At 63.4% G+C, this 20,945-nt stretch carries 25 protein-coding genes; 19 read left to right on the top strand and 6 right to left on the bottom strand.

Annotated features, from left to right (window positions below):
* Positions 1-70 precede the first annotated feature (70 nt).
* Entirely contained in the window at positions 71-751 is a 681-nt protein-coding gene (locus QKW60_RS06355) for a hypothetical protein (protein ID WP_282367349.1), read from the bottom strand.
* Between the two features lie 58 nt (positions 752-809).
* Between QKW60_RS06355 and ctaA the strand changes: the two genes are divergently transcribed.
* From ctaA to QKW60_RS06340, 3 genes are read left to right on the top strand one after another with little or no spacing between them, the layout of a single operon-like run.
* Entirely contained in the window at positions 810-1,964 is a 1,155-nt protein-coding gene (gene ctaA, locus QKW60_RS06350) for a heme A synthase (protein WP_282367348.1), read from the top strand.
* The gene (locus QKW60_RS06345; RefSeq protein WP_282367346.1) at positions 1,961-3,445 is read left to right on the top strand and encodes a carboxypeptidase M32; all 1,485 of its coding nucleotides are present in this window, start codon (positions 1,961-1,963) and stop codon (positions 3,443-3,445) included. Before ctaA ends, QKW60_RS06345 begins: the two co-directional genes overlap by 4 nt.
* A gap of 4 nt (positions 3,446-3,449) precedes the next feature.
* Positions 3,450-4,628: an MFS transporter gene (locus QKW60_RS06340; protein WP_282367344.1), complete on the top strand. Its 1,179-nt coding sequence runs from the start codon at positions 3,450-3,452 to the stop codon at positions 4,626-4,628.
* Between the two features lie 60 nt (positions 4,629-4,688).
* On the opposite strand, the gene QKW60_RS06335 is transcribed toward QKW60_RS06340, so the two are convergent.
* A complete protein-coding gene (locus tag QKW60_RS06335) occupies positions 4,689-5,477 on the bottom strand; it encodes an enoyl-CoA hydratase (RefSeq protein WP_282367342.1) in 789 nt (262 codons plus the stop codon).
* Positions 5,478-5,532: 55 nt separating this feature from the next.
* Here QKW60_RS06335 and QKW60_RS06330 point away from each other — a divergent pair, with 55 nt between their 5' ends.
* The 4 genes from QKW60_RS06330 to QKW60_RS06315 all read left to right on the top strand — a co-directional run bounded on the left by QKW60_RS06330 (position 5,533) and on the right by QKW60_RS06315 (position 7,889).
* Positions 5,533-5,964, top strand: coding sequence for a PaaI family thioesterase (locus QKW60_RS06330; protein WP_282367340.1), 432 nt, complete (start codon positions 5,533-5,535; stop codon positions 5,962-5,964).
* A 503-nt stretch (positions 5,965-6,467) separates the two neighbouring features.
* On the top strand, positions 6,468-6,932 hold the full coding sequence (rplM, locus tag QKW60_RS06325) for a 50S ribosomal protein L13 (RefSeq protein WP_263738319.1): 465 nt from the start codon (positions 6,468-6,470) through the stop codon (positions 6,930-6,932).
* Between the two features lies 1 nt (position 6,933).
* Positions 6,934-7,437: a 30S ribosomal protein S9 gene (rpsI, locus tag QKW60_RS06320; protein WP_263738318.1), complete on the top strand. Its 504-nt coding sequence runs from the start codon at positions 6,934-6,936 to the stop codon at positions 7,435-7,437.
* Positions 7,438-7,643: 206 nt separating this feature from the next.
* Positions 7,644-7,889 carry a hypothetical protein gene (locus QKW60_RS06315; protein ID WP_282367338.1) on the top strand — a complete coding sequence of 82 codons (246 nt, stop codon included), beginning with the start codon at positions 7,644-7,646 and terminating at the stop codon, positions 7,887-7,889.
* 9 nt (positions 7,890-7,898) lie between these two features.
* Here the strand turns inward: QKW60_RS06315 and QKW60_RS06310 are convergent, their stop codons facing one another.
* Together QKW60_RS06310 and QKW60_RS06305 are read right to left on the bottom strand one after the other, a co-directional pair.
* Positions 7,899-8,714, bottom strand: a complete 816-nt coding sequence (locus QKW60_RS06310) for a PhzF family phenazine biosynthesis protein (protein WP_282367337.1) — start codon at positions 8,712-8,714, stop codon at positions 7,899-7,901.
* A gap of 81 nt (positions 8,715-8,795) precedes the next feature.
* Complete coding sequence (locus QKW60_RS06305; protein ID WP_282367336.1) at positions 8,796-9,017, bottom strand: DUF1127 domain-containing protein; 222 nt, start codon at positions 9,015-9,017, stop codon at positions 8,796-8,798.
* An 88-nt stretch (positions 9,018-9,105) separates the two neighbouring features.
* Between QKW60_RS06305 and QKW60_RS06300 the strand changes: the two genes are divergently transcribed.
* From QKW60_RS06300 to QKW60_RS06290, 3 genes are read left to right on the top strand one after another with little or no spacing between them, the layout of a single operon-like run.
* On the top strand, positions 9,106-10,521 hold the full coding sequence (locus QKW60_RS06300) for an aminotransferase-like domain-containing protein (protein ID WP_282367335.1): 1,416 nt from the start codon (positions 9,106-9,108) through the stop codon (positions 10,519-10,521).
* Entirely contained in the window at positions 10,518-11,150 is a 633-nt protein-coding gene (locus tag QKW60_RS06295) for a DNA-3-methyladenine glycosylase family protein (protein WP_282367774.1), read from the top strand. The genes QKW60_RS06300 and QKW60_RS06295 overlap by 4 nt, the downstream gene beginning before the upstream one ends.
* On the top strand, positions 11,147-11,812 hold the full coding sequence (locus tag QKW60_RS06290; protein ID WP_282367334.1) for an alpha/beta hydrolase: 666 nt from the start codon (positions 11,147-11,149) through the stop codon (positions 11,810-11,812). Before QKW60_RS06295 ends, QKW60_RS06290 begins: the two co-directional genes overlap by 4 nt.
* Before the next feature lie 177 nt (positions 11,813-11,989).
* On the opposite strand, the gene QKW60_RS06285 is transcribed toward QKW60_RS06290, so the two are convergent.
* On the bottom strand, positions 11,990-12,415 hold the full coding sequence (locus QKW60_RS06285; protein ID WP_282367333.1) for a VOC family protein: 426 nt from the start codon (positions 12,413-12,415) through the stop codon (positions 11,990-11,992).
* Between the two features lie 155 nt (positions 12,416-12,570).
* Here QKW60_RS06285 and QKW60_RS06280 point away from each other — a divergent pair, with 155 nt between their 5' ends.
* Positions 12,571-13,170, top strand: coding sequence for an HNH endonuclease (locus QKW60_RS06280; RefSeq protein ID WP_282367332.1), 600 nt, complete (start codon positions 12,571-12,573; stop codon positions 13,168-13,170).
* An 11-nt stretch (positions 13,171-13,181) separates the two neighbouring features.
* Here QKW60_RS06280 and QKW60_RS06275 read toward each other — a convergent pair whose 3' ends face one another.
* Positions 13,182-13,922: a cytochrome b gene (locus QKW60_RS06275; RefSeq protein ID WP_282367331.1), complete on the bottom strand. Its 741-nt coding sequence runs from the start codon at positions 13,920-13,922 to the stop codon at positions 13,182-13,184.
* A gap of 133 nt (positions 13,923-14,055) precedes the next feature.
* On the opposite strand from QKW60_RS06275, the gene fabD reads away from it, so the two are divergent.
* The 8 genes from fabD to mltG all read left to right on the top strand — a co-directional run bounded on the left by fabD (position 14,056) and on the right by mltG (position 20,806).
* On the top strand, positions 14,056-14,985 hold the full coding sequence (fabD, locus tag QKW60_RS06270) for an ACP S-malonyltransferase (RefSeq protein ID WP_282367330.1): 930 nt from the start codon (positions 14,056-14,058) through the stop codon (positions 14,983-14,985).
* A 74-nt stretch (positions 14,986-15,059) separates the two neighbouring features.
* On the top strand, positions 15,060-15,797 hold the full coding sequence (fabG, locus tag QKW60_RS06265; protein ID WP_282367329.1) for a 3-oxoacyl-ACP reductase FabG: 738 nt from the start codon (positions 15,060-15,062) through the stop codon (positions 15,795-15,797).
* Between the two features lie 184 nt (positions 15,798-15,981).
* Positions 15,982-16,215, top strand: a complete 234-nt coding sequence (locus QKW60_RS06260; protein ID WP_103256210.1) for an acyl carrier protein — start codon at positions 15,982-15,984, stop codon at positions 16,213-16,215.
* A 195-nt stretch (positions 16,216-16,410) separates the two neighbouring features.
* Complete coding sequence (locus QKW60_RS06255) at positions 16,411-16,935, top strand: GNAT family N-acetyltransferase (protein ID WP_282367323.1); 525 nt, start codon at positions 16,411-16,413, stop codon at positions 16,933-16,935.
* A gap of 88 nt (positions 16,936-17,023) precedes the next feature.
* Positions 17,024-17,389 carry a hypothetical protein gene (locus tag QKW60_RS06250; protein WP_282367322.1) on the top strand — a complete coding sequence of 122 codons (366 nt, stop codon included), beginning with the start codon at positions 17,024-17,026 and terminating at the stop codon, positions 17,387-17,389.
* Positions 17,390-17,546: 157 nt separating this feature from the next.
* Positions 17,547-18,290, top strand: coding sequence for a 1-(5-phosphoribosyl)-5-[(5-phosphoribosylamino)methylideneamino]imidazole-4-carboxamide isomerase (locus QKW60_RS06245; RefSeq protein WP_282367321.1), 744 nt, complete (start codon positions 17,547-17,549; stop codon positions 18,288-18,290).
* 96 nt (positions 18,291-18,386) lie between these two features.
* Positions 18,387-19,649, top strand: a complete 1,263-nt coding sequence (fabF, locus tag QKW60_RS06240; protein WP_282367320.1) for a beta-ketoacyl-ACP synthase II — start codon at positions 18,387-18,389, stop codon at positions 19,647-19,649.
* The gene (gene mltG / locus QKW60_RS06235; RefSeq protein ID WP_282367318.1) at positions 19,649-20,806 is read left to right on the top strand and encodes an endolytic transglycosylase MltG; all 1,158 of its coding nucleotides are present in this window, start codon (positions 19,649-19,651) and stop codon (positions 20,804-20,806) included. Before fabF ends, mltG begins: the two co-directional genes overlap by 1 nt.
* Positions 20,807-20,945 lie beyond the last annotated feature (139 nt).

The following is a 20,945-nucleotide window of genomic DNA, read 5'->3' as shown; positions in this document are numbered from 1 at the left end:
GGTTTCGACCGGACGTGCCGCTGTTATCTTCGAATTGGTCCTTATAAAACCACAAGTTTTGCGGACGGTTTCAGCGACGTGGAAGCCGCCGTTCCGCATTGGTTGCCAGGGTGTAGTTCGTCGCCCAGACGTCTTTGAAATTGGGGAAGGCTGTTTCATGAAACAGCTTGTTAGCTGTCTCGCCGTCGCCAGCGTCCAACGCTTCAGCGACTAAGTGCGACAGCGCGACAAGGTCCAGCATCTGACCGACCGCCGCGTCGACCTTTGCCTTTTCCTCTTCATCAAGGTTCTTGTTGGTCTCAAGTCGCGCCCGCAGCCGATTGTATTTCGGAAGGTATTGGCTCTTTGCAACTTCCCTGAGGTTTTCAGCGTAGGACAGGCCCTCCGCCGCGTCGCGGGCCATCCAGCCGCCTTCAAACGATATGATCGCGGTCGTCATCAGAAAGTGGAAATGGCGGCTGTCGTATCCAAAATCACGAACCAGCCTGAGCGCATTCTGGGTCCTGATCATATCCACGCGCTCGGCGGGATTTTCCTGAACCAAGACGGGGGTCGCGATGACGGATAGCGCAAGAACAGCCGATACCGTTGCCGCGGCGCGCAATTGTTTCGTCATGTTCCGTCCCCCTGGTTGCGGATAACTCCATAAAATCAAAGACTGTTCAATGATTGGCATGAAACCGGGTTTGAGTCGAATCGCGGTCCCGGCAGGGTGCGTGAGGCGCAACGACATCGGCGAGATCGGTGCCATGTGGCCTTGAAGCCGACCCTGCCCTTGCATAGTGTCCGCCCGTCGAACGGAGGGCGTCATGGCCGGTAAACGCAGCATTTTTGAAGAGGTCGGTGAGGGGCAGAAACCCGTTGGGACGCCAACAGGCGGCATGATCGATCGGGGGCGTGGAGGCGCGCGCGGTGCGGTGCGGATCTGGCTCGCCATTCTCTTCGCGCTGGTCGTCGCGATGATCGCGGTGGGCGGTCTGACACGGCTGACCGACAGCGGGTTGTCGATCACCGAATGGCGACCCGTCACGGGCGCGTTGCCGCCGATGAACGCGGCTGACTGGCAGGCGGAATTCGCCAAGTATCAGGCGAGCCCTGAGTTTCAGCTACAGAACCACCAGATGGGGCTTGAGGAGTTCAAGACAATTTTCTGGTGGGAATGGGGGCACAGGCAGCTTGGCCGGTTCGTCGGGCTGGTCTGGGCCGCGGGATTCGTATTCTTCTGGGCGACCAAGCGGATGCCCGCCGGCTGGACCGGGCGGCTCGCGGGTCTCGGTGCTCTGGGCGGGCTGCAGGGGGCAATCGGCTGGTGGATGGTGTCGTCCGGCCTGACGGGCCGCATGGTCGATGTGGCATCCTACCGTCTTGCGATCCATCTTGGTCTGGCCTTTGCGATCCTTGGGCTGATTGCCTGGTACATGCTCTCGCTTTCGCGGCGGGAGACGGAGTTGTTGCAGGCCCGCAGGTCGCGCGAGGCCAAGCTTTTCTCGATGTCGACGGGGCTGATGCATTTCGCCTTCCTGCAGATATTGCTCGGTGCCTTGGTGGCGGGGATCGACGCGGGCCGCGCCTTTCCGACCTGGCCACTGATGGGCGAAAGCTTCTTCCCGGCTGATGCCTTCTATCTGCCTGAAGGTGGGCCTGCGGTGCTGGCCTTCTTTGAAAATCCGGGGCTCGTGCAGTTTGTCCACCGGATGGCGGGCTATCTTCTGCTGGCCTTTGGCATCGTCGTCTGGCTCAGGGGGCGCAAGTCCGCCCAGCCCGCGACGCGCGGGGCCTTCACCTTTGTTATCGTGGCGCTAGCCGCTCAGGTCGTGCTGGGCATTGTCACCGTGGTTCATGCCGCCCCCCTGTCGTTGGGGCTCATCCACCAGTTGGGTGCGGTCGCGGTCTGGGTCGCCGTGATCCGGGCGCGGCACCGGGCGCAATATCCGATCACCGCGACGATCCGGGGCGCGCAATGACCGCTTTCGCCGACCTCATGGCCTTCCAGCGCGAGACAGAGGCGCTGGCGCAGATCGCGGGCCGTCTGGGCTGGGATCAGGAAACCATGATGCCCGAGGGTGCTGCCGAACAGCGCGGCGAGGAGATGGCGGCGATCGAGGGCGTCCTGCATGCCCGTCGCACCGACCCGCGCGTGGGTGACTGGCTGGCCGGGGCAGAGGCGCCGGATGCCTCCGGCGCGCGGTCGCTGGAGTTGATTGGGCGGTCCTACAACCGCAATGCCGCCGTGCCCGGCAGGCTGGCGGCAGAGATCGCCCGGGTGACGAGCATCGCGCAGGGCATCTGGGCCGAGGCGCGGGCAAAGGACGATGTCGCGCGTTTTCTGCCGATCTTCGAGAAGGTCGTGGCGCTAATGCGCGAGAAGGGGCAGGCGCTGGCAGCGGCCGGGTTCGGCGGCGGCGATGTCTATGACGCGCTTTTGGACGATTACGAACCCGGTGCGACGGCCGCGACAATCGGCGCGATGTTCGGCCGGATGCGTCCGCGCCTTGTGGCGCTTCGCGAAAAGGTGCTTGGGGCCGGGGGGCAGCCCGCGCCGGTCACGGGACATTTCACAAAGGAAGGGCAACTGGCGCTGGCGCGTGAGCTTGCGACGGCTTTCGGTTATGACTGGACCCGGGGGCGGCTCGATCTGGCGGTGCATCCCTTCTCCTCAGGCTCGGGCAACGATGCCCGGATCACCACGCGGGTGGTGGAGGCCGATCCCTTCAACTGCCTCTATTCGACGATCCACGAGGTCGGCCATGCCTGTTACGAACTGGCGATCGACCCCGCCCATCTTTTCACGCCATTGGGCGCGGGCGTGTCGATGGGCGTGCATGAAAGCCAGAGCCGGATCTATGAAAACCAGATCGGCCGCTCGCGCGCCTTCACCGGCTGGCTCCATGGCCGGATGCGCGAGATCTTCGGTGACTTCGGCGTAGGTTCCGCCGGGGAGTTCTACCGGTCGGTGAACCGCGTGCAGTCGGGCTATATCCGGACCGAGGCGGACGAGGTCCATTACAACCTGCACATCATGATGCGCTTCGATCTGGAGCGGCGGGTGATGGCGGGAACGCTTGAGGTCGCCGATCTGGAAGCGGCGTGGAATGCCCGCTTTGCCGAGGATTTCGGGGTTCGGGTCGACCGGCCCGCGAACGGTGTCTTGCAGGATGTGCATTGGTCGGTCGGGCTCTTTGGCTATTTCCCGACCTACACGCTCGGCAATGTCTATGCCGGGTGTTTGATGAAGGCCTTGCGGGCCGACCTGCCGGATGTCGACGCCGACCTCGCGCGCGGAGATGCGAAGCCCGCGACAGACTGGCTGACGGCAAAGGTGCAGCGCTTCGGCGGGCTTTACCGCCCGGCCGAGGTGATCGAACGGGCCTGTGGGTTTGTCCCCAATGAAGGGCCGCTTCTGGACTATCTCGACGCCAAGTTCGGCGACCTCTACGGGCTCTGAGCGTATGAGCCGCGATGACAGCATCGGCGTCTGGCTGCTTGCGGTGGGTCAGACGGCGGGCTTCGCGTCGCTGGTCTATATCTTCGGCGCGATCATCCTGTCGCTGGAGGACGGTTCCGGCTGGAGCCGGGCGGAACTGGCGCTCGGGCCGACGCTAGCGCTTCTGACGCAAGCTGGGCTGGCGCCGTTTACGGGGCGGCTGGTGGACAAGGGCTATGGCGGGGCGCTTCTGGGTGGGGCGGCGGCTTTGGGGGCGCTGTGTCTGGCGGCCCTGTCGCGGGTCGAGGTGCTCTGGCTCTGGTATGCGCTCTGGATCGTCATCGGGTTCGCGCAGGCCGCAAGCCTTTACGAGACCTGCTTTTCCTTCCTGACGCGTCGGCTGGGGCGCGAGGCGCGGACGGGCATCATCCGGGTGACGCTGGTCGCGGGTTTTGCCTCCACCGTCGCCTTCCCGCTGGGCGCGCTGACAGGTGAGGCTTTGGGCTGGCGCGGGGCGGTTCTTGTCTTCGCGGCGGTTCAGCTTGCGGTGACGCTGCCCACGAATATCCTTGGTGTACGCTTCCTCAGGCGCGGCGAACGGCGCGGCGGACCGATGGTGGCGACACCGCCCGGCGCGGTCCGGGCTGTGCTGAAGCGGCCGGATTTCTGGGCGCTGGCGGCGTTCTTCGGACTTCTGATGGGCAATCACACGATGCTTTTTACCTTCGCGCTGCCGATCCTGACCGACCGGGGGGCGCCACACGGGCTTGCCGTACTCATCGCCTCCACCGTGGGGCCGATGCAGGTGGCGGGCCGCATCGTTGTGATGCTGGCGGGCGCTCGCGCCAGATCCGGCCCGGTTGCGCGCGGCATCGCGCTGGGGATGAGCCTTGCCAGTGTGGCACTTCTGGCGGGCACCGGGCAGGTCTGGCTTCTGGTGATCTATGCCGTGCTTCAGGGCACGTCGATCGGCATCCAGTCGATCCTGCGCCCGCTTCTGACCGCCGAGGCCTTGGGGCAGGAAAACTTCGGCGCGGTGAGCGGGTCTCTGGCCATGGCGCCGCTCACGGCCGGGGCGGCAGCGCCGTTCCTCGGTGCGCTCTTGATCGGGGCGGGGGGCGTGACCCTGCTGCTGTGGGTGACGCTTCTGGCCGCGCTGGTGGCATTGGGGATCGCGTTCTGGCTCAGGACGCGCGGAATCTGAATTCGGACCGGGGGCCAGCCCCCGGACCCCCGGAGTATTTTCGGACAGAAAGTGGGAGGGTCAGGCCCAGTCGGGTTTTCGTTTTTCGATGAAGGCCGAGATACCTTCCTCGGTGTCACGCCAGAGCATGTTTTCAACCATCACGGCGGCGGCGTGGTCGTAGGCCTCGGCCCGCGTCATCTCGATCTGATCATAAAAGGCGCGCTTGCCGATCTTGACGGCGGCGGTGAGCTTGGCCACGACGGTTTCGGCGAGGGCCCGGGTCTCGGCGGCAAGTGTCTGGGAGGGAACCACCTTGTTCACCAGCCCGACCTCGGCGGCGCGGGCGGCGTCGATGAACTGGCCGGTCGTCAGCATCTCGAACGCGACCTTGCGAGGTACGTTGCGCGAGAGAGCGACCATGGGAGTGGAGCAGAATAGCCCGATATTGACGCCGTTGACGCCGAATTTCGTGCCCTCGGCGGCGACGGCCATGTCGCAGGAAGCCACGAGCTGGCATCCGGCGGCGGTGGCGATGCCATGGGCTTCGGCGATGACCGGCTGGGGCAGGGCGGGGATCATCTGCATGACCTCGGCGCAGCGGGCGAAGAGATCGGCGAAATAGGCGCGGCCCTTGTCGGGGGCGGCGCGGCCCGCCTGCATCTCCTTCAGGTCATGTCCGGCACAGAACGCCTTGCCCGCGCCTTTCAGGACCACCACGCGGATGCCCGGATCCTGGGCGAGACGCGCGAAGGCGTCCTTCAGCGCGGCCAGCATGGCATCGGACAAGGCATTCAGGCTACCGGGGCTGTTCAGGGTCAGCGTGGCGATACCGTCGGCATCGTCGCGTAAAAGGATCGGGTCGCTCATCTTGTCATTCCTTACGGTTCGGGGAACTCTAGGCCGCGACGGCAGGGGAGGGAAGATGCAAGCGGTGATGAACGAGGCGGATCTGGCGGCGTTTCTGGAGCGCGAGTTTCCGCAGGTAAAGGGTGACTTCGCGATCGAGCGTCTGACCGAGGACGGGATCGTCATGCGGCTGAAGGTCGGGGAGCGGCATCTGAGGCCCGGCGGCACCGTCTCGGGTCCCAATATCTTCGCCTTGGCCGACGTGGCGGTCTATCTGGCCATTCTTGCACGCATCGGGCCGGTAGAATTGGCGGTCACCACGAACGGGGCGGTCGATTTCCTGCGCAAGCCAGAGGCCGGGCGCGACCTGATCGGGACGGCGCGACTGTTGAAGATGGGGCGCGTGCTGGCGGTAGGTGATGTGCTGATCCGGTCCGAGGGTATGGACGCGCCGGTGGCGCGGGCGAACATGACCTATTCGATCCCGCCGAAACGCGCCGCTGAATGAGGTCAGATGAACCCGTCCCCCTGGCACGAGGTGCAGCGCGTCGTCCGGGTTCCGAAACAGCCGCTGCAGCGGTCGAATTTCGGTTTGCCCAGCGGCGTGGTTCCCATCACGACCTGTCCCGCACCGCCGCAAATCTGGCAGGGTGCGCGGCCTGAGCCGTGGCAACGGTGACACCGGCGTTTTACCGGAGGGGTCTGGTCCTTTTTCGTGCCTGGCGGCGCCATATGATCGTCCGTACAAATCCCGGGTTGGTCTGAAATTCAAACGAGTTTAGCAAATCATGGACCGTCCTGTCAGTCATCAGCCTTTGGTCTGATGCGTTGTGGGGTGACTTTGTTGCGGATTTTTGGGGTATTTGAATACCTATTTTTTAACACATTGAAATTACACAGATAATTATGATCTCACCCACTTGACCAGCGCGTGCGGATCGGAGACAAGCCCGCATCCGAATTTCGGGTGGCTTCCGGGCTGCCCAGGAACCCGAACTCGAAGGGCTGACAATGAAGACCTATACCGCAACTCCGGCGGAGATCGAGAAGAAGTGGATCCTGATCGACGCCGAGGGCGTTGTTCTGGGCCGCCTCGCCACGATCGTCGCCATGCGCCTGCGCGGCAAGCACAAGGCGACCTTCACCCCGCATATGGACATGGGCGACAACGTCATCGTCATCAACGCCGACAAGGTGCAGATGACCGGCAACAAGCGCGCTGACAAGCGGTACTACTGGCATACCGGCCATCCGGGCGGCATCAAGTTCCGCACCGCCGAGCAGGTGCTGGACGGCGCCCATCCCGAGCGCGTCGTGATCAAGGCCGTCGAGCGCATGATCAGCCGCAACAAGCTGGGCAAGCAGCAGATGTCGAACCTGCGCGTCTATGCCGGTGCCGAGCATCCGCATGAAGCGCAGTCCCCCGAAGTTCTCGACGTCAAGTCGATGAACCCGAAGAACACCCGGAGCGCGTAAGATGGCTGACGAAATCAAATCTCTCGACGATCTGAAGTCGGCCGTCTCTGGCACCGAGGCTGTCGCCGAAATCGAAGCGCCCCGTGAACCGCAGCGCGATGCGCTGGGCCGGTCCTATGCGACGGGCAAGCGGAAGGACGCGGTTGCCCGCGTCTGGATCAAGCCGGGTTCCGGCAAGTTCCTGATCCGCAACAACAAGGGCGAGTTCATCGACTATACGAAGTACTTCGCCCGTCCGGTGCTGCAGATGATCCTGCGCCAGCCGTTCCAGGTCGCCAATGTCGAAGGACAGTTCGACGTGATGGCCACGGTTGCCGGTGGCGGTCTTTCGGGTCAGGCCGGTGCGGTCAAGCACGGCATCTCGAAGGCGCTTCAGCTTTATGAACCCAGCTTGCGCGGTGCGCTGAAGGCAGCAGGCTTCCTGACCCGCGACAGCCGCGTGGTCGAGCGGAAGAAATACGGCAAGGCGAAAGCCCGCCGCAGCTTCCAGTTCTCGAAGCGCTGATCTGCTTCCGGCTGTCGCCGGAGGGAAAACTCGAAGGCGCGGACCATTGGTCCGCGCCTTTTTCGTTCTGTCACGCTGTTTTTTACGCTGTTGCGCTAGGGACTCGATCACGCGGATTTGTGTTCAACCCGATTGACGCGATGGCTGGCATGACCGCAATGTCGCGCCATTGAGGCAGAAAACAGAGCAGAAAAATGCCCATACGAATGTCTTACCACAGCTCCCTCGGGGGCTTTGATTTCCTTGGCATGCGCCATTCACCGTCCGGCGCGGTCGAAATCGTCTACGATGACGGCGTGAAACGCCGCCTGGTCTGGCGCGTTCAGAACAAGGTGCGCGAAAGCCTGATCGACGAGGCGCTGCGGCGTGCGGTCAACCAGCCGCGCGTGGTGTCGGCGATGTATAGCGAGTTGAAACGCCGTTCGATCGCGATCGAGGCGGTCGCGGTCTGAGCGGCCGTTTCAGTCGGGCAGGTAAATCGTTGCGCGCATGAACAAGGCTGCGCAGCCGGTAAGAATCACCCTGTCGCCGACAAGTCTACATTCCAGTGTGCCGCCGCGCGGTGAGGCCTGAAACGCCCTGAGTTTCGGGGTGTGGAGCTTTTCCGCCCAGTAGGGGACGAGCGTTGCATGTGTCGATCCGGTGACCGGGTCTTCGGGTATGCCGCCCGCCGGCGCGAAATAACGGGAAACGAAATTCACTTCTGTGCCGTCGTGACGTTGCCCGCCGGGTGCGGTGATACACAGACCGAAGGGCCGCAGCGTTTCGATGGCCGCGAGGTCGGGGGTGCAGGTCGTTACCTCGTCAGGCGAATGGAGTTCAACAAAGATATTCTCGAAGTTTCTTACGGCAGAAACCCATCCCTTCGGGAAGAGCGTTTCAAATACCGCAGGTATCGGGTGAAGCGGGGAGGGCGCCAGTGCGGGCAGGTCCATCTGGTAGGTGTCGTTGCCCAAGGGCATCACCATCAGGTCGCCGACCTCGCGGGTTGAAAACCTGATCGGGTCGGTGAGTTTGAGTTCGCGGGTGAGGATATGGGCCGAGGCGAGCGTGGCGTGGCCGCAGAAGGCAGCCTCTTGTGTTGGCGTGAACCACCGGATTGCATAACCACCGTCTTTCGGGGTGACAAAGGCGGTCTCCGCCAGATTGTTTTCGGCGGCGATGGCCTGCATTTCGGCCTCGGGTAACCAGGTGTCCAGGATCAGGACGGCTGCGGGATTACCGGTAAAGACCGACGCGGCAAAGGCATCGACCTGATACATCGTGAATTCGCGCATCTTCTTGCCCTCGTTGATAAAAAACGGCCGGGCAGAGCCCGGCCGAGGAAGAGGTTCCGCGGGGATGAGCGGAACCGGGACTTATTTCCAGAACGGGCGGCCGATCTCCTGATCACGGATCATGGAGTCGAGGCCGATGTCCCGCAGGTGGAAATCGCTCAAGTGCGACAGCGCGATGCGGCTGCGGCGGCGCGTCTGCCATTGCGTCACGACCTTTACCAGTGCAGCCGGAAGCGTGGTCAGCACCTTGCGGCCCATCGGGGCGGCGAGGGGACGCGGGGCGGCTTTGGTCATCATGGTCATGTTGCACCTTTTGTATTGATACAATATTCAACTTTCAGTACATAGAGGCGTACAATAGTATCGACGGGCCATCCAGAGGAAACTTGTCATGGGTACAATGTGGCAGCCCGACCTGACACATTACGACGGGCCGAAATACCTTGCCCTTACGCGTTCGCTTCGTGAGGCGGTCCGTGACGGGGAACTGCCTGAGGGTACTAAGCTGCCGCCGGTGCGTGATCTGGCCTGGCGTCTGGGCATGACGCCGGGCACCGTGGCGCGTGCCTATCAGATCGCGACTCAGGAAGGTTTGCTGGAAGCCGCCGTCGGCCGGGGTACCTTCGTCGCCTCTAACCGCCCGAAATTCGGGGCTTCCCAACCGCTTATGATGGAGCCGCGCCTGATCCACAGAAGTGATCCGGACGCGAAGGCGCCGGTCGATCTGCGGACGCCGCAGCTTCCCGATGTCGGGCAGGGGCAGGCCATTGCTGCGGCTTTCGCCGGTCTTGGCGAGAGCGGTTGTGTCGATTATCTCGGCTATCCCGGGCTCAGGCGTGACAGGCCGTTGCGCGAGGAGCTTGCCAACTGGCTCGCCGACCGCATCCTCGGGCCGATCTCGGCTGATGACATTGTATTGACACATGGTGGGCAGAACGGGATCAATCTGGCATTGCAGTGCTGCCTGAAGGGAACCCGTCCGCAGGTCTTCTGCGAGGAACTCTCTTATCCCGGGTTCCGCCATGCCGCGCGGCTCAATCGTGCAGAGATTGTCCCGGTCGCCATTGACGGGGCCGGCATGATCCCTGAGGCACTGGATGCCGCTTGTCGCCGCCATGACGCGCGGATCGTATGCATCACGACGGATGCGCAGAATCCGACGACGGTGAAGATGCCTGCCCGGCGTCGGACGGAGATTGCCGAGGTCGCGCGGCGGCACGACATCCAGATCGTGGAGGATGATTGTTACTCGGTGCAGGTCGCGACCGATCCGTCCCTGCGCGCCCTCGCGCCAGAGCGAACCTGGCATGTGACCTCAGTGTCGAAGTCGCTGGCCGCCGGTCTGCGATTTGGTGCGATCGTCTGCCCCACGGGTCTGGGCGAGGCCGGGCGGCTTGCCGCGCAGCATTCCTATTTCGGGCTTGCCCGCCCGGTGACCGATATCGTCTACCACCTTCTTGCCTCGGGCGAGGGCGCGCGGCTGCGCGACAGGGTGCAGGCGGTCTTTGCCCGGCGTCTGGAGATGACGCTGAATGTGCTCGGCGCCTTTGACCTGCGCTGGCAGAAGGGGTTGGCCTTCGTCTGGCTGCCGATGCCGCAGGGCTGGCGCGCCTCGACCTTCGCGCGCGAGGCTGAGGCGGCGGGCGTGATTGTGCGGTCGGCCGATGAATTTGCGCTGATCGAGAGCCATACGCCGAACGCGGTGCGCATCGCGTTGAATGGCGCGCTGCCCGAGGCGGAGTTCTCTAAGGCGCTGGACGCGATGGCGCGGCTTCTGCGCAATCCGCCGGGCGATCTGCCGGTCTGATGGTCGGTCGCATCATTGAAACCGGGGACTGCGTGGCCGAGGGGGCGGCATGGCTGGCCACACGGCACCCGGATTTCGCGCGACTTCTGGACGAAACCGGCCCCCTGCCGCTGCGCCGCCGCCCTGACGGGTTCGGAGCCCTGCTAGACGCGATCATCGGTCAACAGGTTTCCACCGCATCAGCCGATGCGATCTGGTCCAGGCTGGAGGCGGCAGGGCTGGCGAGTGAAACAGCGATGCGGGGCGCCAGTGAAGATGATCTGCGCGCCTGCGGCTTCAGTCGCCAGAAGATCCGCTATGGCAAGGCGCTGGCCGAAGCGCGGCTTGATTATGTTGCACTGCGCTCTCTGCCGGATGAAGACCTGGTCGCGACGCTGACAGCTCTGCCCGGTATCGGGCGCTGGACGGCTGAGGTCTATGCGATCATCTCGCTTGGCCGGGCAGATGTCTTCGCTCCGGGCGACCTGGCGTTGCAGGAAGCGGCGCGGTTGCTGTTCGGTCTGCCTGAGCGTCCGAATGAACGGGAATTGCGCCGGATGGCTGAGGCATGGTCGCCCTGGAGGGCCATTGCGGCCCGCGCGCTCTGGGCCTACTACCGGGTGATGAAAAGCCGGGAGGGGATCAGGTGACGCGTGAGTTGAAGTTCGGCCGCAGGGCCGCACGGTCGGGGCGGGCCAAGTCTATGGTGATCTTCCTGCACGGCTATGGGGCCGATGGCGCCGACCTTCTGGGTCTTGCCGATCCGCTGGCCCCGCATCTGCCGGACACGGTTTTCCTGTCACCCGACGCGCCCGAGCCCTGCCGCAACAACCCGATGGGCTACCAGTGGTTCCCGATCCCGTGGCTCGACGGGTCGTCCGAGGCGGAGGCGACAGCGGGGATGGCCCGGTCCATCGTCGACATCAACGCTTTCATCGACGCGCGGCTGGCGGATGAGGCGCTGAGTATCGACCGGCTGGCGGTGGTCGGCTTTTCGCAAGGCACGATGATGGCGCTGCATATCCTGCCGCGCCGGGCTGAACCGGTGGCCGCCATCGTCGCCTTTTCCGGCCGACTTTTGCAGCCGGAGAAACTCGCTGCCGAGGCGGTGTCGAAGCCGCCGGTTCTGCTGGTCCATGGCGATCAGGACCCGATGGTGCCATTTCAGGATATGGGACTGGCTGGCGAGGCGCTGACAGCGGCGGGGTTCGAGACCTATGGCCATGTCATGAAGGGAACTGGCCACGGTATCGCGCCGGACGGTCTGTCGGTTGCCTTGGCCTTTCTCAAGGACAAGCTGCCGGGGGCTTGAAACCGCCACCGGCGGCATTAGGTTGTGACCAGCGAATCCCTCAAGGAGAGAACCATGGAAATCATCGCAATGACCGCACTCGCACTCATTGCCCTTGGTTTCGCAATGTCTCTTCCCCGACGGGAGCGGAAGCAGCTGCCTGTTCGCATCCACCGCGACGATCGCCGTCGTTGATCCCTAGAGATCGTCGAACCACAGCTTTGGTTCGGCAAATTCGACTGAGTTTCCTGCGGGATCACGGACGTAGATCGACCTAGTGTCATTCGGCCATTGAAAATCCGCTTCAATCGCGATGCCATGTGCTTCGACATGCGTCCGCGTTGCGTCAAGCTCCTCAGCCGCGATGGAAAAGCAGTAGTGCCCTGCGCCGCGGGCGCCGTGGCCGGGGACGGGAAACCGGGCCTTGGGGTCGGTCGGGTGGTCCGTCGCGTCTGGATTGAAGATAAGCAGGACTGAACGGCCAACGGCGAAGAAAACATGCCGTCCCTCTTGTCGGCCCAAGACTGGAAGGCCGAGGATGCCGCCATAAAAGGCTTCGGCCGCCGCAAGATCCGTTGCGTAGAGAGCCGATTCAAGCGTTCCGTCGGGTTTGGGCATTGTCATGATCCCTTCATCCTCGCGCAGTAAAGTGATTGTGGCAACAATGGCATATCGCGGGGCTTGTCAGACGCGAAACGCCAGATATAGTTGTGGATAAGCAGGGGCGGGTGCTCCCGCCCCGGTGCCTGAGAGGCATGCGAGGTGAGGACGACGTAAGAATGCTCGACCATCCGACTGACACCGAATTCCGCACCGGTTTTGTCCGCGAACCCTCGGCGCTGAAACATTGCCCGGCGCTGGTGCTGAACGCTGATTTCCGGCCGCTGTCCTATTATCCACTGTCGCTCTGGCCCTGGCAGGATGCGATCAAGGCGGTGTTTCTCGACCGGGTGATGATACTGGCCGAATATGATGAAGTGGTGCGGTCGCAGCGTGCGGCGATCCGAATACCCTCGGTCGTGGTGCTGAAGGATTACGTAAGACCTCAGAAGCGCGTGGCCTTCACGCGCTTCAATCTTTTTCTGCGGGACGAATTCTGTTGCCAGTATTGCGGGTCGAGGGGTGATCTGACCTTCGATCACGTTCTGCCACGGTCGCGGGGCGGCGTGACAAGCTGGGAAAACGTGGTCGCGGCCTGTTCGCCCTGCAACCTGAAGAAAGCCAACAAACCTCTGAAGCATTCGGGTATGTCGCTGCGCCGTCCACCGTTCCGGCCGGATGTGGAGGATATGCAGCGGGCCGGGCGACGGTTTCCGCCAAACCACCTGCATGACAGCTGGGTCGATTTCCTCTATTGGGATGCCGAGCTCGAGGCCTGACCCGACCGCTTTTATTCCGGCCTGTCGAGGTCATCGAAGGTTTCCAATCCGTCCAGGACGTCGAACGGGTCCGGTTCCGGCTGGGGAGCCGTGAGCCATGAAGCGGTCAGCGCCGCGGCCCAGAGCGCAAGGGCCAACACGGCGGTCAGGATTGCCCTGCGGGTGGGTGGGACGGAGGGGCCGGTGCCGGTAGTCATGCGCGCAAGTGTGGCGTCTTGGTCGATCGCAACGTGTTTCATTGTGCCCGCGATGTGAAGGGCAAGGGCGGCCATGACCAGCCAGCCTGCTGCCTCGTGCAGATTTCGGAAGGCGAGCGCCAGTGCCTCGTCGGCGGGAACGAAGGGCAGCGCCTGACCGAAGGGCCACAGTATCGGGGCGAAACCCGGCGCGGCGGAATGGTAGAGGAGCCCCGTGGCGGGCAGGGCCAGAAGGCCGATCCAGAGGAGGCGGTGGGTCAGCCGCGCGAGAAAGGTTTCCACCACGCGTTCGGGGTGAAGCGGGCCGGGGCCGGGGCGGAGGATGGCCCAGAGAATGCGCGCCATGCCGAGTGCCAAAGCTGCGATGCCGATAGTTTTGTGAGCCGAGTAGGCGCGGAAGACGGTGGTCACCTCGGCTTCGGTTTCCGCCGGAAGCCGGGTCATCCAGAGGCCCAGTCCAAGTGCGGCGAAGATCGCGAGCGCGGCCAGCCAGTGGAGGAGGCGCGCGGGCAACTCGTAACCGTGACGCTGTTCGGCGCGTGGCTGGATGCGCATAACGGTCCTCATACGTGTAAACCCATGATATCCGATCGCCCTGAGGGCGTCAGCCACCCTAATCGCCGTTACCGGCGCATTGCGCGACGTCACTCGGCAGGGTATTCGGGGCAAAACAACACAGGGGGTCATAATGGCACGGGCATTCGTATTTCCGGGGCAGGGCGCGCAGGTAACCGGCATGGGCCGGGCGCTGGCCGAGGCCTATCCGGCGTCGAAAGCGGTCTTCGATGAGGTCGATGAGGCGCTAGGTGAGGCCCTCTCCAAGCTCATCTGGGAAGGCAGTCAGGAAGAGTTGACGCTGACGCAGAATGCCCAACCCGCGCTGATGGCGACCTCGATCGCCGCGCTGCGGGCGCTGGAGGCCGAGGGGATCGGCGTGGACAGCGCCGCATTCGTCGCGGGGCATTCGCTGGGTGAGTATTCGGCGCTTTGTGCGGCAGGCGCGCTCAGCCTGTCCGATACTGCTCGGCTTCTGCGGCTGCGGGGCAAGGCGATGCAGGAGGCGGTACCGGTCGGCGTTGGCGCGATGGCGGCCCTGCTGGGGCTTGATTTTGAAACCGCTAAGGCAGTGGCCGAGGAGGCCGCGATGGGCGAGGTCTGTCAGGCTGCGAACGATAACGACCCGGCGCAGGTCGTGGTTTCGGGCCACAAGGACGCGGTAGAGCGGGCGGTGGAGATCGCCAAGGCGAAGGGCGCGAAACGCGCGATCCTGTTGCCGGTCTCTGCCCCCTTCCATTGTGAATTGATGGGTCCCGCTGCGGCTGCGATGGCTGAGGCGCTGAGCCATGTGCATATCGATGAGCCGAAAGTGCCGCTGGTGGCCAATGTCACCGCCCATGATGTGACCGATCCCGCGACGATCCGCAGCCTGCTGGTGGAACAGGTCACGGGTTCGGTCCGCTGGCGCGAGAGTGTGGGATTCATGGCGGCAAAAGGTGTGACCGAGTTCTGGGAGATTGGCGCGGGCAAGGCGCTTTCCGGCATGATCCGGCGTATCGCCAAGGAGGCGGAGACGCGCGCGGTCGGCACACCCGAGGATGTGGTTGCGGCAAAAGGGTAAGGCGGCCGGGGAGGGCGCTGCCCTCCCCGGACCCCACCCGGAGTATTGTGGGACAGAAAGTGAGGGGCTGATCGATGTTTGATCTGACGGGAAAGACGGCGCTGGTGACGGGTGCTTCGGGCGGAATCGGTGGTGCGGTTGCCAAGGCGCTGCATGGCGCGGGGGCAACGGTGGGCCTTTCGGGCACGCGAGAGGCGCCGTTGCAGGAACTGGCGGCGGAACTGGGCGACCGGGCGCATGTGCTGCCCTGCAACCTGTCCGATGCCGAGGCCGTGGAGGCGCTGCCGAAACAGGCGATCGAAGCCATGGGGGGGCTCGATATCCTGGTCAACAATGCGGGCATCACCCGCGACAACCTTTTCATGCGGATGTCGGATGAAGACTGGCAATCGGTTCTGGATGTGAACCTGACCTCCACCTTTCGGCTGTGCCGGGGCGTCATGCGGCCCATGATGAAGGTGCGCTGGGGCCGGATCGTGAATATCACCTCGGTTGTCGCCACGGCGGGCAATCCGGGTCAGGGCAACTATTGCGCGGCCAAGGCCGGTGTGACCGGCATGTCGAAGGCATTGGCGCAGGAAGTGGCCAGCCGCGGCATCACGGTCAATTGCGTTGCGCCCGGCTTCATCGCCACCGCGATGACCGACAAGCTGAACGACGAGCAGAAAGCCCGCATATCGGCTGGTATTCCGGCAGGTCGCATGGGCACGCCGGAAGAGATCGCGGCGGCGGTGCTCTTCCTTGCCAGCGCCGAGGCTGCCTATGTCACCGGGGCCACGTTGCACGTAAACGGCGGCATGGACATGGTTTGACGCCCGGCAAAAGGGACATTGCGAAAGCGTTTGCCTCGGGATTAGACTGTGCTATAGGCGGCGTCGACATTCCGGAACGGACAAGGGCTTTTCCGGTTGCCTTGGCTTTATGCGGGGCATGTGAGCCGCTCGCGAAGAGCAAGAGACCAGAAGGCGGGAAGACCCGCGGAAATGAGGATTTGACATGAGCGACATCGCAGATCGCGTGAAGAAAATTGTCGTCGAGCATCTTGGCGTCGAAGAGGACAAGGTGACGGAAAGCGCCTCGTTCATTGACGATCTGGGCGCGGACAGCCTCGACACGGTCGAGCTGGTGATGGCGTTCGAAGAAGAATTCGGGATCGAGATCCCCGATGACGCGGCCGAAACCATCCAGACCTTCGGCGACGCGGTCAAGTTCATCTCCGAAGCCGCCTGAGCGGATCCGGATGGAATACGGAACGGCGCCCTTGCGGGCGCCGTTTTCGTTTGGTGACCGCAGTGTTCGCATGGCCCTGACCATGCGATTAGGACAGTCGCCGAGACGGGTGCGCGAAGCCATCAACTCTTATGGTGCCAGGTCGTTCTGACAGTCGCGGATCGCACCTGACAGATGAAAGGCAGGGAGGCGTCCATGATTCCGGTGATTGAAACCGAACGGCTGATCCTAAGGGAAATGGTGAAAGCGGATTTTCCCGCCTTTGCCGCGATCTGGCAGGAGCAGGAGGTGGTGCGCTTCATCGGCGGCAAGCCGCGACCCTTGTCAGAAAGCTGGGGCGTTTTTCTGAAGATTGCCGGGAACTGGGTGGTCGAGGGGTTTGGGCAATGGGCGATCATCCGGCGTGATGACGGGGCGTTTCTCGGTCAGACCGGATTTTTCATCGGGATGCGGGGGATCGGTGACGATTTCGATGCCGCGCCAGAGGCGGGATGGGTGCTTACCGCCTCTGCCCATGGCCGGGGATATGGCCGCGAAGCGGTGATGGCGGCGCATCGCTGGTTCGATGCGCAGGAGTTTGGCGGAGTGAGCCATGCGATGATCGAGATCGGGCATGATGCCTCGTTCGCGATTGCCCGGGCGCTTGGTTACCAGCCCATGCGAGAGAGTGTGGATCTGGGCGATCCGGTTATGCTCTTGCGCCGTGACACGCGCGGCTGACATCGCTTCACGTCTGCGTGGGGAGCGTTGCGCTTGGCCCCGGTTTTGCGATTCTGGATCACATCGAGGATTGCAGGAGGGTTAGGGAATGGGACGACAGGTGCTCGCGCTGGCAGGCGCATTTTTCATCGTCTTCGCATGTGCCGGGATGGGCCTGTCCGAACGGCTGGGTGCGCATCCGTTCTGGGCCGTCAAGATCGGCTGGGTCGGGGGGACGGTTGGCGCCGGTATGGCGCTGGTCCTGATGCTCGCGCGGGTTCCGCCCGGCTGGCGGCTGGCGTTAGGCGCCATCGGGGCGGTGGCGGCATTTGCTGCGGCGAAGATCGGCGCGGCGCGGTTCGCGGCCTCTTATGCGGAAGATGCGCTGGCGGGCCGGTTCTGGTTCTTCGGCTGGATCTGTGTCGCGGCGGCCCTCGTGGTCATGTTGCAGGCCGTCCTTGGCTGGCGCCGATAGAGGCTACGTGGCGCGATTTTTTCAAAAACGTCGGAATCGCCTTTGGGTTTAGCGCAAACAGACCTAACATCGAAGGAAGGGCAGCGCCCCGGATATGAGGCGACCGCCCAGTCTGCACGGAGGATTTTTCTGTGCAATATCAACATGGAGGCGCTAGATGATCATCTATCCAACGATCGAGATTCAAAACGGCCGCTGCGTGAGTCTGCATCGCGGCAGGCTTGAAGAGCCGTCCATCTGGCATGTTGATCCTGTTGAAAAGGCGAAGGAATTCGCACATGCGGGCGCAGAGTGGATGCATGTCACCGATCTGGATGCGATGGCGGGCAGCACCAAGAACCGCGATCTGATTCTGAAAATCATCCGGGATGCCGGTCTGCCAGTGCAGCTTGGCGGCGGATTCCGCACGCGCGACAGAATTGAGGAATGGATCAATCTCGGGGCGGGACGGATCGTGGTGTCGACACTCGCCGCTCAGAATCCGCATCTGGTGAAGGAGATCGCGTTCCATCACCCTGATCAGATCGTCCTGTCGATCGACGTCTGGAAAGGTCATGTCCTGACCCATGGCTGGAAGACGGAAAGCTCATACGCGCCCGAAGCCTTCATTGATGCATTCAAGGGAACACCTTTTGCCGCCGTGGTCGTGACCGATATCGATTACGACATCGGCGATGCCGATGCTGCGCTGGGCGTTGTCTCTCGCATTGCGGAACGGACGAAGATCCCGGTCATCGCGAGCGGCATCGTCAGGACGGTCGATGACGTGTCTCGGCTGAGGCTTCTGGGCGAGGTGTCCGGTGCGATGATAAGCCGGGCGCTGTTCAATAAAACCGTGAATCTCAAGGATGCCCTGCGTGAGGCGCGGCCCGACACCGCGCATGTGGCCGAGTTCATCTGACCGGCAACGGCCCGCTGCCCTTTCTGGAACGGGCCTTGCCCGCCCCGGCCAGAGCCGTATATCTAACTCCGGATACAAACTGAGTTGGGGAACGCGATGAGGCGGGTTGTTGTCACCGGACTGGGTATGGTCACACCGTTGGCCTGTGGCGTCGAGGAGACGTGGAAGCGGCTGATTGCCGGGCAATCGGGCGCTGGGCCGATCACGCGGTTCGATACCGCGAATGTGGTGACCACCTATGCCTGTGAGATCCCCTTCGGTGACGGCAGCGATGGTACGTTCAATCCCGATGACTGGATGGAGCCGAAAGAGCGCCGCAAGGTCGATGACTTCATCCTTTACGGCATAGCCGCCGCGGATATGGCGGTGAAGGATGCCGGTTGGATGCCCGAGGACGAGGAAAGCCGGTTGCGCACCGGGGTCATGATCGGGTCGGGGATCGGCGGGCTGTCGTCGATTGCCGAGACCGCCGTGCTGATCAAGGAGCGCGGCCCGAAGCGGGTTTCGCCCTTCTTCATTCCGGGTTCACTCATCAACCTCATTTCGGGGCAGGTGGGAATCCGCTATGGCTTCAAGGGGCCGAACCATGCGGTCGTGACCGCCTGTTCGACCGGTGCCCATGCCATCGGCGATGCGGCGCGGCTGATTCAGTGGGGCGATGCCGATGTGATGCTGGCAGGTGGCGCCGAGAACCCGATCAGCGAGATTGGGATTGCCGGCTTCAACGCCTGCAAGGCCCTGTCCACGAAGCGCGCCGACGACCCGACCAAGGCCTCTCGCCCCTATGACGCCGATCGCGACGGGTTTGTGATGGGCGAGGGCGCGGGTGTGGTCGTGCTGGAGGAATACGAACACGCCAAGGCGCGCGGCGCGAAGATCTATGCCGAGGTGCTGGGTTATGGCCTGTCGGGCGATGCCTATCACATCACGGCGCCATCGGAGGACGGCGACGGGGGCTTCCGTTCCATGTCGGCGGCGCTGAAGCGGGCAGGCGTGACCCCCGACCAGATCGATTACATCAACGCCCATGGCACCTCGACCATGGCCGACACGATCGAGCTTGGCGCGGTCGAACGGCTGATGGGCAATGCAGCGGCGAAGGCGACGATGTCTTCGACCAAGTCCGCCATCGGTCACCTTCTGGGGGCGGCGGGCGCGGTAGAGGCGATCTTCTGCATTCTCGCCATTCGCGATCAGGTGGCGCCGCCGACGATCAACCTCGACAATCCGGCGGTGGAACCGAAGCTGGATCTTGCCCCGAACAAGGCGGTGAAGCGTGAGATCAATGTGGCGCTGTCAAACTCCTTCGGCTTTGGTGGCACCAATGCTTCGCTCGTCGTTGGCCGGGTGACGGGCTGATGTGGCGCAATATCGCCTCGAACTTTCTGACCATCGCCATTGTGTTGCTGGTGGCGGCGGCGGCTTTGGTCGCCTGGGGGCAGCAGCAGTATAAAGGGCCGGGGCCCCTGGCCGAGGCGATCTGTTACCGGGTAGAAAGCGGCGCGAACCTGCGCGGTGTCGCCGCCGATCTGGCCGGGCAGGGGGCGGTGACTTCCGCCTATATCTTTCGGGTCGGTGCCGATTATGAAAACAAGGCGGGCAGTCTGAAGGCGGGTTCGTTCCTGATCCCGCCCAAGGCGTCGATGGCCGGGATCGTAGAGGCGCTGACCGGCAGCGGACAGTCGACCTGCGGGACGGAAGTGAATTTCCGCATCGGTGTCAACGGGGCCGATGTCGTGGTGCGAGAGCTTGATCCGGTTACGAACCGTTACGAGGAAGTGGCAAAGTTCGATCCGGCAGAGGAGGCCGCGCCCGACGCCTATGTCGAACGGGCCGAAGACCCGGCGGTGCGGTTCCGCATCACGCTGGCGGAGGGCGCGACAAGCTGGCAGATCGTGGAAGCGTTGAAACGGGCGGAGTTCCTGTCAGGTGAGCCGGGTGAATTGCCCGCCGAAGGAAAACTCGCTCCGGACAGCTATGAGGTTGTGCGGGGGGCTTCGCGCGCTGAACTGCTGGCCGAGATGCAACGGCGGCAGGATGCGGTTCTGGCCGATCTCTGGGCTGAGCGGGCAGATGGCCTGCCCTACGACAGTCCAGAGGTGGCGTTGATCATGGCCTCCATCGTCGAGAAGGAGACCGGGGTTCCCGAGGAGCGGGGCCGGGTGGCGAGCGTCTTCCTGAACCGGCTGGATCAGGGGATGAAGCTGCAGACCGACCCGACGGTGATCTACGGGATCACCAAAGGGCAGGGTGTGCTGGGGCGCGGGCTGCGTCAGAGCGAGCTGCGCGGTCGCACGCCCTACAACACCTATGTGATCGACGGGCTGCCACCCACCCCCATCGCCAATCCGGGGCGCGAGAGCATTGCCGCCGCGTTGAACCCGGACGACACACCGTTCCTGTTCTTCGTTGCCGACGGTACGGGCGGCCATGCCTTTGCCGAGACGCTCGATGAACACAACGCGAATGTCGCCAAGTGGCGGGCGATTGAAGCGGAGCAGGGGTCGGGGAACTGAACCCAGTTCAGATCGGTAAGGTGGGTTTAAACCCACCTTACTCTTGAACTTCGACTTTGGATAGTCGTGCGCACTTTATGTTAACTATCTGATAATACAGTTTTTCTTGACTATCCGAGCGGTCCCGGGTATACCTTCG

The organism is Albidovulum aestuarii (genome assembly GCF_029961185.1).
In the GTDB taxonomy this organism is placed as follows: domain Bacteria; phylum Pseudomonadota; class Alphaproteobacteria; order Rhodobacterales; family Rhodobacteraceae; genus Albidovulum; species Albidovulum aestuarii.
Note: the sequence above shows the minus strand (reverse complement) of the source record. Positions and strands in the feature narration are given on the sequence as shown.